Origin of the sequence: Streptomyces sp. IBSNAI002 (assembly GCF_052244475.1) — a bacterium.
Classification (GTDB): domain Bacteria; phylum Actinomycetota; class Actinomycetes; order Streptomycetales; family Streptomycetaceae; genus Streptomyces.
Genome location: NZ_JBQPXG010000006.1, coordinates 104560 through 116273, shown reverse-complemented (window position 1 = coordinate 116273; position 11714 = coordinate 104560). Strand labels below are relative to the sequence as shown.

7 protein-coding genes and 1 pseudogene are annotated in these 11714 nt (G+C 71.3%); 6 read left to right on the top strand and 2 right to left on the bottom strand.

Annotated features, from left to right (window positions below):
• Window positions 1-56 precede the first annotated feature (56 nt).
• From ACTVZO_RS43790 to ACTVZO_RS43765, 6 genes are read left to right on the top strand one after another with little or no spacing between them, the layout of a single operon-like run.
• The gene (locus ACTVZO_RS43790; protein WP_443304169.1) at window positions 57-1346 is read left to right on the top strand and encodes an ABC transporter substrate-binding protein; all 1290 of its coding nucleotides are present in this window, start codon (window positions 57-59) and stop codon (window positions 1344-1346) included.
• A gap of 26 nt (window positions 1347-1372) precedes the next feature.
• Window positions 1373-2377 carry a carbohydrate ABC transporter permease gene (locus ACTVZO_RS43785; RefSeq protein ID WP_443304168.1) on the top strand — a complete coding sequence of 335 codons (1005 nt, stop codon included), beginning with the start codon at window positions 1373-1375 and terminating at the stop codon, window positions 2375-2377.
• A complete protein-coding gene (locus tag ACTVZO_RS43780) occupies window positions 2374-3282 on the top strand; it encodes a carbohydrate ABC transporter permease (RefSeq protein ID WP_443304167.1) in 909 nt (302 codons plus the stop codon). Before ACTVZO_RS43785 ends, ACTVZO_RS43780 begins: the two co-directional genes overlap by 4 nt.
• A gap of 60 nt (window positions 3283-3342) precedes the next feature.
• A complete protein-coding gene (locus ACTVZO_RS43775; RefSeq protein WP_443304166.1) occupies window positions 3343-4602 on the top strand; it encodes a glycoside hydrolase 5 family protein in 1260 nt (419 codons plus the stop codon).
• Window positions 4603-4615: 13 nt separating this feature from the next.
• Window positions 4616-6661: an endo-beta-N-acetylglucosaminidase gene (locus tag ACTVZO_RS43770; protein WP_443304439.1), complete on the top strand. Its 2046-nt coding sequence runs from the start codon at window positions 4616-4618 to the stop codon at window positions 6659-6661.
• 42 nt (window positions 6662-6703) lie between these two features.
• Window positions 6704-9745, top strand: coding sequence for an alpha-mannosidase (locus tag ACTVZO_RS43765; RefSeq protein ID WP_443304165.1), 3042 nt, complete (start codon window positions 6704-6706; stop codon window positions 9743-9745).
• A 73-nt stretch (window positions 9746-9818) separates the two neighbouring features.
• Here ACTVZO_RS43765 and ACTVZO_RS43760 read toward each other — a convergent pair.
• Window positions 9819-10688: pseudogene (locus ACTVZO_RS43760) on the bottom strand (MalY/PatB family protein); the annotation flags it as partial.
• Window positions 10689-10824: 136 nt separating this feature from the next.
• Entirely contained in the window at window positions 10825-11703 is an 879-nt protein-coding gene (locus tag ACTVZO_RS43755) for a hypothetical protein (RefSeq protein ID WP_443304164.1), read from the bottom strand.
• Between the last annotated feature and the right edge of the window lie 11 nt (window positions 11704-11714).

Here is an 11714-nt window from a genome sequence, read left to right as displayed (position 1 = left end):
CGCCTTCCGGGCGACTTTGGTTTTTCTGTCCGGCCCTGAGTAAAGGAGCCCTGGCCATGCGGATTCCCCGTCGAGCGGCTGTCGCCACGGCGATCGCAGTCACCTCAGCCCTCGTGATGACGGCCTGCGCAGGCTCCGGAGGCGCTGCGCGCGACGACGCGTCCGGTGCGATCGAAGGAACCGTCAAGTTCCAGACCTGGAACCTCCGGACCAATTTCAAGGGCTACTTCCAGGGCGTCATCGCCGACTTCGAGAAGAAGTACCCGGACGTCAAGGTCGAGTGGATCGACCAGCCGGCCGAGGGCTACGCCGACAAGCTCAGCGCCGACGCCGCCGGCGGCACCCTGCCGGACGTCGTCAACGTCTCCCCGGACCTCGCGACCCCCCTGGCCAAGGCCGGTCTCGCGCTCAACCTCGACGAGGCGGCGGCCGACTACAAGGGCGAATACCTGGACAGCGCCTGGAAGAGCCACCCCATGCCGGGCAAGGAGGGGACGTACGCCTTTCCCTGGTACCTGACCACCGGCCCGATCTTCTACAACAAGAAGCTCTTCCAGGACGCCGGCCTCGACCCCGAGAAGCCTCCGACCACCTACGACGAGCTGTTCCGGGACGCCTTGGCGATGGCCGACCGGTCCGGCGGCCAGATCGCCATGCTGGCCAGCGCCCCGGCCATCGAGGACTTCGGCCGGTACGGCGTGCCGCTGATGGACGCCGGAATGACGAAGTTCACCTTCAACGACGTCAAGGGCGTCGAACTCGTCGAGAAGTACAAGGAGCTGTACGAGGCCAAGGCGCTCGACAAGCAGGCTCTCACCGCCGTGGCCGAATCCTCCGGCCGCAAGTTCCAGCAGCAGTCGATCGCCATGAACCCCGGCGGCGCCAACGACCTGAAGACGTACAAGGACGAGGCCCCGAGCCTCTACAAGAACATCGGCATCACTCCCGCGGTGAACAACACCGGCAAGGACAACATGTACGTCCAGGGCCTGATGGTGAACGCGCGGTCCAAGGTGAAGCCGGCCGCCGTCGCCTTCGCGCACTGGGTGACCAACGCCGAGAACCAGATGAAGTTCGCCCACGAGGTCGCGGTCTTCCCCTCGACCACGGGCAGCCTCGACGACGCGTTCTTCACCGACGACGGCGGCACCGACGAGGGCCGGGTCCGGGTGGCCGCCGCCACGGCCCTGAAGACCGCCGTCAACTACACCCCGGCGGTCTTCACCGAGCAGATGAAGACGGTCCTCAAGAACGAGGTCGCCAAGGCCATGCAGGGCAAGAAGTCCGCGAAGCAGGCCATGGACGACGCGGTCGCCGAGTGCGACAAGCTCCTGCGGCAGGCATGAGCGGCGATGACCGGGGGAACCGGCTCATGACCACCGCACCGGCGTCCGCGGACGCCCCGGTCCTCGAGAGCGCACCGCCCGCCGCCCCCGCCGGCCCCCGCGGTACGGCCGCTGTCCCCTCGAGCGCGGCCGGCGGCGAGAAGCAGAGGCGCAAGGGCATCCGGACCCATCTGGCCTCCACCCCGTGGCTGTTCCTGCTGCCCGCGCTGCTGATCATCTCCGGCTTCGTGCTCTACCCGTTCCTCTCCACCCTGGCGAGCTCGTTCACCGACGAACGCACGCTCATCGAGGGACAGTGGGTCGGCGGAGCCAACTACCAGGAGCTGATCCACGACGACAGGTTCTGGACCGGCCTGCGCAACAGCCTGCTGTACATGGTCGGCGTCGTCCCGCTCCTGGTGATCCTGCCGCTGCTGCTCGCGGTGCTGGTCCAGAAGTACCTGCCGGGCATCGGATTCTTCCGCTCGGCCTTCTACACACCGGTCGTCGCCTCCGTCGTCGTGGTCGGCCTGATCTGGGTCTGGATGCTCGACGACCGCGGCCTGGTCAACGCCGTGCTCGGGGCGATCGGGGTCGGGCCCGTCGCCTTCCTGAGCGACCAGTGGCTGCTGCTCATCAGCGCCATGCTGGTCACGGTCTGGAAGGGCCTGGGCTACTACATGATCATCTACATGGCCTCGCTCGGGAACGTACCGAAGGAACTCCACGAGGCCTGCGCCGTGGACGGGGCCGGCGCGGTCCGCCGCTTCGTCACCGTCACCGTGCCGGCCGTGCGCTCCACGATGGTCCTGGTCGGCGCGCTCGCCTCGGTCAACGCCTTCAAGGTCTTCTCCGAGGTCTACCTGATGGCCGGCCCGGGCGGCGGCCCCGGCGGCGCGGACACCACCCTCGTCATGCTGATCAAACAGGTCGGCACCGGCCTGTCCGGCCGGGTGGGCTACGCGTCCGCGATCTCGGTCGTCGTATTCGTCATCACCCTCGGCCTGATGCTGCTCGTGCTGAAGGCGGACAAGAAGGAGGGCAGCGCATGAGCGCCGGGGCCGTCGACGCCAAGCGGGGGGCGCGCAGGCGCAGGAGCGTCAAGGACAAGTTCCTCGCCGAGGGCGGCCGCCGTCCGCCGGTCTGGCAGCTCGCCCTGCGCTACCTGCTGCTGCTCGCCGTGTTCGCCCTGATGGTCGGTCCGTTCCTGTGGCAGCTGTCGACCTCCCTGAAGGGACCGGGCGAGGACATCTACGGCTACCCGCCGCAGCTGCTGCCGTCCGATCCCACGTTCGCCAACTACGCCAAGGTCGCCGACCTCATCCCGGTCTGGGACTTCGCGCTGAACTCCCTGAGGGTGGCGCTCGCGAACGTCCTCACGAACTGCGTGGGCGCCGCGCTCGCGGGCTACGCCCTGGCCCGCCTGAGGTTCCGCGGCCGCAAGTTCGCCGCCGTGGCGTTCGTGATGGCGATGCTGGTGCCCGTCGAGTCGATCATCATCGCCCAGTTCATGACGATGCGGGACCTCCAGCTCAACAACACGCTCACCGGCGTGCTGCTGCCGGCCTGCATCGGCGCCCTCAACGTGCTCCTGATGCGCAACGCCTTCTCCAACATCCCGTACGAGATCGAGGAGGCGGCCTTCGTCGACGGCGCCAACGCCTGGCAGCGCTTCACCAAGGTCGCGCTCCCCGCGGTCAAGGGCACCCTCGCCGTCGTCGCGATCTTCGCCTTCATGGGTGCGTGGGACGACTTCCTGTGGCCGCTGATCGTGCTGAGCGACCAGTCCAACTTCACGCTCACCATCGGCCTGAACTACCTGCACGGCACCTTCGCCAACGACCAGCGCCTCGTGGCCGCCGGCACCATCATCGCCGTCGCCCCGCTGATCGTGCTGTTCGCCTGCCTGCAGCGCTACTTCTTCCGAGGGGTCGGCGAGGGCGCGGTCAAGGGCTGACCCCCTGGACCCCTGCCGCCGCCGGTGGCCCCCACCCCGTACGCACACGCGAGGAACCCCATGCCCGACGCCGCCCGCACCCTCCGCTTCGGCGCGAACTACACCCCCACCAAGGGCTGGTTCCACCACTGGCTCGACTTCGACATCGACGCCGTACGCGCCGACCTCGACTCGATCGCCGGCCTCGGCCTCGACCACATCCGGGTCTTCCCGCTGTGGCCGCTGTTCCAGCCCAACCGCACGCTGATCCGGCCGCAGGCCGTCGAACAACTGCTCCAGCTCACCGACGCGGCCGCCGAACGCGGACTCGACGTCAACGTCGACGGCCTCCAGGGCCACCTCTCCAGCTTCGACTTCCTGCCCGCCTGGACGCGGACCTGGCACCGGCGCAACATCTTCTCCGACCCCGAGGTCGTCTCCGGCCAGGAGGAGTACCTGCGTACCCTCGCCGCGGCACTCGCCGACCGGCCGAACTTCCTCGGCATGACCGTCGGCAACGAGATCAACCAGTTCTCGCACGACCCCCACCCCGACCCGGACCGCATCACCCACCAGCAAGCGGCGACCTGGCTGGAGCGGATGCTCGCCGCGTGCGAGGCGGGCGCACCGGGACGGTTCCACCTGCACGCCGAGTACGACGCGGCCTGGTACCAGGACGGACATCCCTTCACGCCGGCGCAGGCCGCCCGGCTCGGCGCCGCGACGGCCGTGCACTCGTGGGTCTTCAACGGCACCGCCCAGCGCCACGGCCGCACGGGAGTGGCGACCGAGCACCACGCCGCGTACCTCATCGAGCTGGCCCGCGCCTGGCACACGGACCCGCACCGGCCGGTCTGGCTCCAGGAGGTCGGCGCGCCCGCACCGCACATCCCGGCCGAGCACGCCGCCCGCTTCACCGAGCGGACCATCGCGAACGCCCTCGACTGCACGGACGTCTGGGGCGTCACCTGGTGGTGCTCGCACGACGTGTCCCGCGAGCTGGCCGACTTCCCCGAACTCGAGTACGGCCTGGGCCTGCTGACCAACGAGCGGTCCGTGAAACCCGCCGGCGAGGCCATCGCCCGGACCGTTGGGCAGTGGCGCGCCAGGCCGCACACCCCCGCACCCCGTACCACCGCCCTCGTGCTCGACACCGGCGACACCGTGGCCGCCCCGCGGCGCGAACCGTGCGCGCCCGGCGGCGCCTTCTTCGAGGCCTGGAACCGTCTGACGGCGCAGGGCGCACGTCCCGCCGTGGTACTGGCCGAGTACGCGCACGACGCGGAGCACCTGGCCGCCCGCGGGATCACTGCGGTGGTCACCCCCGAAGAAGTCGACTGAGCCATCGAAGGAGCTGACCGCTTTGCCCCGCACACACCCCACCCGCCGCAGTCTCGTCCTGGGCTCCGCTGCCGCGGCCGCCGCTCTGATCGCCCCCGCCGTACCCGCCCGCGCCGCCGGCCGGGCACCCAAGGCCGCGCAGGACCTCCAGCCGTACGCCTCCTACTGGTTCCCGGACTCGCTGCCCTCCGGCACGCCCGGCGCCGGCATCACCTGGCGGTCCCTGAAGTCGTGGACGCCCGAATCGGACGGCGATCTGGCCTACAACCGCTCGACGGTGCCGCTCGCCCCCCGCTTCACGCCCGTCCCCGTCAACCCCACGGCCCGTACGGACCAGGCCCGGATATCCTCCCTGGTCTCCTTCGACCCGACCGCGGGCAACCCCGCACAGGGGGGCGCCACCGCCGACTACTACGCCCTGACCCACTGGGCCTACATCGACGAACTGGTCTTCTGGGGCGGCTCCTCCCTCGAAGGGATCGTGCTCGCGCCCAACGCCCCCGTCGTGGACGCCGCCCACCGCAACGGCGTGCCGGTCCTCGGCAACGTGTTCCTGCCGCCGGCCGCCTACGGCGGACAGCTCCAGTGGACCCGCGACCTGGTGCAGAAGGACACCTTCGGCCGCTTCCCCATCGCCGAGCAGCTCGTGCGGGTGGCCACCGAGTACGGATTCGACGGCTGGTTCGTGAACGCCGAGACCGACGGCGCGGACGATACCCTCGCCGCGGGCATGCTCGCGTTCCTCCAAGAGCTCAAACGGCTCGGAGAACCCCGCGGACTGCGCATCACCTGGTACGACGCGATGACCAGGTCCGGCCCGGTCCACTGGCAAGGCGCCCTCAACGCCGAGAACCAGGACTACTTCCTCACGTCCGACTCGATGTTCGTCGACTTCCGGTGGAAGTCCGCGCCGGGGGACCCGCTCGGCACGTCCGGACGGCTGGCCCAGGACCTGGGCCGCGGCCGCTACGAGCTGTGGGCCGGCGTCGACGTCGAGTCCAAGGGCTGGAACACGCCCGTCGACTGGGACGCGATCGTCCCCGCCGACGGCGCGCACACCACCTCGTACGGCTTCTACCGTCCGGAGTGGACCCGCCACCAGCTGCCCGCCGGCCGCACCCCGGAACAGTTCCACGCGGCCGACGACCGATTCTGGACCGGCGAGTCCCTCGACCCCGCGCAGCCCCCCGCCGGCGGCTGGCGGGCCCCCGCCTCGGTGATCGCCGACAGGTCCACCGTCTCGGCGCTCCCGTTCGGCTGCTCCTTCAACACCGGGCACGGCCTGAAGTGGTACGAGGACGGGGTGGCACGCTCCGACGCCGCCTGGAACCAGCTCGGTCTGCAGGACCGGCTGCCCGGCCGGCGCTGGGCCGTGCGCACGACCGGTACGCGCCCCTCCGTGAAGCTGGACTTCGCCGACGCCTGGCGGGGCGGTTCGAGCGTGCTCGTCGACGGCACCCTGGACGAGCCGGTCGTGATCGAACTGCACCGCACCCGGCTCCCCCTGACCGCCGGGACCAGCGTGCGCCTGGCCCAGCGCGCGGTCTCCGGAGCGGTGCGGGCCGAGCTCGGCGTCGCCCTGCACGAGCCCGACGGCGCCGGCGCCCCGGCGGCGTACTCCTTCCTGCCGGCGGGCACCCCGGGAACCGGCTGGTCCGAGGCCACCGTCAGGCTCTCCTCCCTGGGCACCGGCACCATCCACGCCCTGGCGGTGCGCCTCACCGGACCCGGCGCCGTGCGGTGGCGGCTCGGCGGGCTGCTCGTGCAGGACGCCGACGAACAGCCGGCCGTGCCCGGCGCGCTCACGGTGGACGCGGCATCGGCCGACGGCCAGTTCCGCCTCTCCTGGCAGCCCTCCCCGGGCCGGGTGCGCCACTACGAGCTCCACCGGCTGCTGCCCGACGGCACCCGCCGCTTCCTCACCGGCACCTGTGCCCGCGCGGCGTACGTGAAGGGGCTCGCCCCGGCCCCGGGCGAGAGCGCCGTCCGCTTCGAGCTGCGTGCCGTGGGAGAGCTGTTCACGACCTCGGCACCGGTCACCGTCACCCACCCCTGGTAACCCCCCCGCAGCCCACACCGCCCCTGAAGATGGAGTCCCCCCATGCATGACGACCGCGCCCTCGTGGAGGCCCGCCTCACCCGCGTGCTCGACGAGCGCATCCGCCCCGCCGTCTACCCCGATTCGGTGCCCCTGACCGTCGAGGCCTGGGTCGCCCCCGGTGAGCCGGTGCCGGTCGCCGAGGGCCTGGCCGCGACGCACGGACCGGTCGCGGTCGGCGACGCGTGGGGAGCTCCGTGGGCGACCACCTGGTTCAAGGTCACCGGGGAAGTACCGCCCGCGTGGTCGGGCAAGACCGTGGAGGCCGTCCTCGACCTGGGCTTCGACGAGCGGATGCCCGGCTTCCAGTGCGAGGCGCTCGTGTACACGCCGGCCGGCGAACCGGTCAAGGCGATCAACCCGCGCAACCAGTGGGTGCGCGTCGGCGGCCCGGCCGACACCGTATCGGGGGGCGAACGCGTCGAGTGGCACCTGGAGGCCGCCTCCAACCCGGTGCTGCTCGGCGACGACCCGTTCCGTCCGACGAACCTCGGCGACAAGGAGACGGCGGGCGACGAGCCGCAGTACCGCCTGGTGCGCATGGACCTCGCGGTCTTCGACCGCGAGGTGTGGGAGCTCGTCGTCGACCTGGAGGTCGTCGGCGAGCTCATGCACGAACTCCCCGTCGAGGGCGGCCGCCGCTGGGAGCTGCTGCGCGCCGTCGGCCGGTGCCTCGACGCGGTCGACCTCCAGGACGTCAACGGCACGGCAGCGAAGGCCCGTACCGAACTCGCCGGCGTCCTGGCGGCCCCCGCCGACGCCTCCGCGCACCGGATCAGCGCCGTCGGCCACGCGCACATCGACTCGGCCTGGCTCTGGCCGCTGCGCGAGACGGTCCGCAAGGTGGCCCGTACGACGTCCAACATGACCAGCCTCCTGGAGAGCGAGCCGGAGTTCGTCTTCGGCATGTCCCAGGCACAGCAGTTCGCCTGGATCAAGGAACACCGGCCCGAGGTCTACGCGAAGGTCAAGAAGGCCGTCGCCGAGGGCCGCTTCGTGCCGGCCGGCGGCATGTGGGTGGAAGCCGACACGAACATGCCCGGCTCGGAGGCCATGGCGCGGCAGTTCGTGCTGGGCAAGCGCTTCTTCATCGAAGAGTTCGGCATCGAGAACGACGAGGCGTGGCTGCCCGACACCTTCGGCTTCGCCGCCGGCCTGCCGCAGATCATCAAGGCCGCGGGCTCCAAATGGCTGCTCACCCAGAAGATCTCGTGGTCGCAGGTCAACAGGTTCCCGCACCACACCTTCGACTGGGAGGGCATCGACGGCACGCGGATCTTCACGCACTTCCCCCCGGTGGACACCTACAACTGCTCCATGCTGGGCCGCGAGATCGCCCACGCCGCACGCAACTTCAAGGACAAGGGAGTCGCGAAGCACTCCCTCGCACCCACCGGCTGGGGCGACGGCGGTGGCGGCACGACCCGCGAGATGATCGCCAAGGCCCGCCGCCTGAAGGACCTCGAAGGCTCGGCGCGGGTCGTCTGGGAGACCCCCGCACAGTTCTTCGAGAAGGCCCAGGCCGAATACCCCGAGCCGCCGGTGTGGGTCGGCGAGCTCTACCTCGAACTCCACCGGGCGACCCTCACCAGCCAGGCCAAGACCAAGCAGGGCAACCGCCGCTCGGAGCACCTGCTGCGCGAGGCCGAGCTGTGGGCGGCGACGGCCGCCGTACGCACGGGAGCCCCCTACCCGTACGAGGAACTGGACCGCATCTGGAAGACGGTCCTGCTCCACCAGTTCCACGACATCCTGCCCGGGTCGTCCATCGCATGGGTGCACCGCGAGGCCGAGAAGACCTACGCGGCGGTGGCCGAGGACCTCAACGGCATCATCGACACGGCCCAGCGGGCGCTCGCCGGCGCCGGCGACCGGGAGCTCGTCTTCAACCCGGCCGCGCACCCGCGCTCCGGTGTCGCGGCGGGCGGCGCTGACCTGCCGGTGACGCCCGGTTCGGTGGGTGCGGTCACGCTGACCGGGCGCCCCGGCGGCGGGCACGTCCTCGACAACGGCCTGCTGCGCATCGAGATCGACGGGCGCGGCCTCGTCGTGTCCGCCTACGACATCGAGGCGGCCCGGGAGACCGTCGCCCCGGGCGCGGCGGCCAACCTCCTCCAGATCCACCCGGACTTCCCGAACATGTGGGACGCCTGGGACGTCGACGAGTTCTACCGCAACGTCGTCACCGACCTGACGGACGCCGATGCGGTGACGGCCGTCCAGCACGACGCGGCGCGGGTGTCCGTCCAGGTCGTCCGCTCCTTCGGCGCGTCCCGCGTGACGCAGGTGCTCACCCTGCTCGCCGGCGCGAAGCGACTCGACATCGACACCGAGGTCGACTGGCACGAGACGGAGAAGTTCCTCAAGGCCGCCTTCCCGGTGGACGTGCACACCGAGCGGTACGCCGCCGAGACGCAGTTCGGCCATCTCTACCGGGCCACGCACACCAACACCAGCTGGGAGGCCGCCAAGTTCGAGGCCTGCAACCACCGCTTCCTGCACCTCGCGGAGCCGGGCTGGGGCGTGGCCCTGGTCAACGACTCGACGTACGGCCACGACGTCACCCGCGACGTCCGCGCCTCGGACCGGGGCACGACGACGACGGTGCGCCTCTCGCTGCTGCGCGCCCCGCGCTTCCCGGACCCGGAGACGGACCAGGGCGTCCACCGCTTCCGGTACGCACTCGTGCCGGGCGCGTCGGTGGTCGACGCGGTCCGCGAGGGCTTCCGCATCAACCTTCCGGAGCGGCGGGTCACCGGCGGCGCACCGGTCGAGCCGCTGTTCACCGTGGCCTCCGACGCCGTGGTGATCAGCGCGGTCAAACTGGCGGACGACGGGTCCGGCGACGTCGTGGTCCGCGTGTACGAGGCGGCCGGCGACCGGTCGCGCACCTCGATCGCGGTGGGCCTGCCGGTCACCTCGGCGGTGGCGACGGACCTCCTCGAACGCCCGCTGGCGGACGCCCCGCGGTACGCCGTCGAGGGCGGGGCGGTGAGCCTGTCCCTGCGGCCGTTCGAGCTGCTGACCCTGCGGTTCACGCGCTGACGCGACGCGCGCCCGGCGGCGAGCGCCGGGCGGACGGACCCGGGTCCGTCCGCCCGGCGCTTCCTTCGGACCGTCAGGCCCGGGGGGCGGCGCCCTGTCGTGCGGTCAGGGTGCGCAGCGCGCGGATCAGCGCGTCGATGCCGGCCTCCGCCTTGGTACGGGGGCAGCCGACGTTGAGCCGGACGAACCCGGCGCCCTCGGGGCCGTACGCCGTACCCGGCATGATCGCGACCTTCTCGGTCTCGATCAGCTCGCGCTGGAGCTCCTCGTCGGGAACTCCCAGCGGCCGCAGATCGATCCAGGCGAGGTACCCGGCCCGCGGCGGCTGCCATTCCAGCCCGGGGAAGGCCCGCGCGAGGCGTTCGCCGACCATGCGCAGGTTCTGCCCGACGTACGAGGTGAGCGCGTCGAGCCAGGGCGCGCCGTCCCGGTACGCCGCGATGTGCCCGGCCACCGAGAGCACCGCCGGGGAGGACAGCCCGTCGGCGTCCTTGAGCGCCGTCAGGTACCGGCCGCAGGACTCCGCGTCACCGAAGATCCCGTAACTCCCCGTCAGTGCGGGGATGTTGAAGGACTTCGAGGCCGAGGTCACGATCGCCCAGCGGCCACCGGGGCGGCCGTGCAGCGCCCACGGGCGGTGTCGCCACGGAGCGTGCACGAGGTCGGAGTGGATCTCGTCGCTGATCACCGCGACCCCGTGGCGCTCGCACAGCTCCGCCATCCGCGCCAGCTCGGCACCGCTCCACACGTGGCCGGTGGGGTTGTGCGGCGAGCAGAGCAGCAGCACGCTCGTACCGGGCCGGGCGAGCTCCCGCTCCAGGCCCGTCCAGTCGTGCAGCGGGACGCCGCGCAGCTCGCGGCCGTGAGCCGCGACGAGGCGCGGGAAGGCGTCGTAGGCGGGCGTGTGGACGACGACCCCGTCGCCGGGGGCGGACCCTCTGTGAGCACGCGCGTCCGGTTCAAGGGACAAAGACCTCAATAGGAAGGGTCCGATTCCTCCTGTTCCTGGAGGGGACCGCGGGGACGCCCCCCGGCCCGCGCGCCGGGGGGCGTCCCCGCGGTCCCCTCCAGGGTTCCGCTCAGGCGGGGCTGCCCGGCGGCCGGTAGTGGAAGAGCTGGTTGGCGACGCCCTTCCAGGGGTGCAGGATCACCTTCCCGTCCGGACGGTCCCCCTCGATGTCCATGACCCCCAGGCGCCGGACGTTCTCGTTCTGCTTGTCGGTGCCCTTGGCCTCGTACAGCTGCTTGACGCGCTCCGGATGGTCCACCTGCTTGGCCCGGATCGCCAGCAGGACCTGGCCGCTCTTGCCCGAGTCGTGGTTCGGGACGAAGAACGTCGTGTTCTCCTCGCACGGCAGCGCCCTGAGCTGGTCGTCGGCGGACTTCTCCGGAATCCCGACGCACTTGCCCGTCTCGGGACCGTCCGTGATGATCATCCGGTACACGTCGCGCTGCGGATGGTCCGGCCGGTCCTCGACCCACCGCATGCCGGTGGCGGCGAACGCGAACCGGTTCTTCGGCACTTCCCGGTCGGAGGCGTTGCACCCGTCGACCTTGTTGTCCGCGCCCCACAGCCGGCCGTCCTCCTTCGCCTCCACGATGACCCCGCGGCAACGGTTCGAGGCGGCCTTGCCCTGCAAGGAGAACGCGGCCCCCAGACCCTCGGAGCCGGGGTAGGCGTCGTAGACGTGGTACGGGTTGTTCGGGCCCTTGACGAAATCGCAGCCCTTGGCCAGGGCGAGCAGGTAGAGGGCGATCCAGCCGTTGGGCGAGGTGTCGCCGACCACCGGGCTGTACGCGTTCCGGTCCAGGGCGGCCTTCAGGTACTCACACGTGAAGATCTTCGCCGAGGGATCCTCCTGGGCCCGCGCCTGCGCGACCGGCGCCGCCGCCCCCAGCGTCACGGGGACGGCCGCCGCGACGGCCAGCAGGCTCACCGCGGCCTTCTTCGTGCTCATGCGTATGTTCA

What these genes read in the sequence shown, in the direction of transcription:
- ACTVZO_RS43790 (WP_443304169.1), top strand. Translation starts at nt 57, where the DNA reads ATGCGGATTCCCCGTCGAGCGGCTGTCGCCACGGCGATCGCAGTCACC.
- ACTVZO_RS43785 (WP_443304168.1), top strand. Translation starts at nt 1,373, where the DNA reads ATGACCACCGCACCGGCGTCCGCGGACGCCCCGGTCCTCGAGAGCGCA.
- ACTVZO_RS43780 (WP_443304167.1), top strand. Translation starts at nt 2,374, where the DNA reads ATGAGCGCCGGGGCCGTCGACGCCAAGCGGGGGGCGCGCAGGCGCAGG.
- ACTVZO_RS43775 (WP_443304166.1), top strand. Translation starts at nt 3,343, where the DNA reads ATGCCCGACGCCGCCCGCACCCTCCGCTTCGGCGCGAACTACACCCCC.
- ACTVZO_RS43765 (WP_443304165.1), top strand. Translation starts at nt 6,704, where the DNA reads ATGCATGACGACCGCGCCCTCGTGGAGGCCCGCCTCACCCGCGTGCTC.
- ACTVZO_RS43755 (WP_443304164.1), bottom strand. Translation starts at nt 11,703, where the DNA reads ATGAGCACGAAGAAGGCCGCGGTGAGCCTGCTGGCCGTCGCGGCGGCC.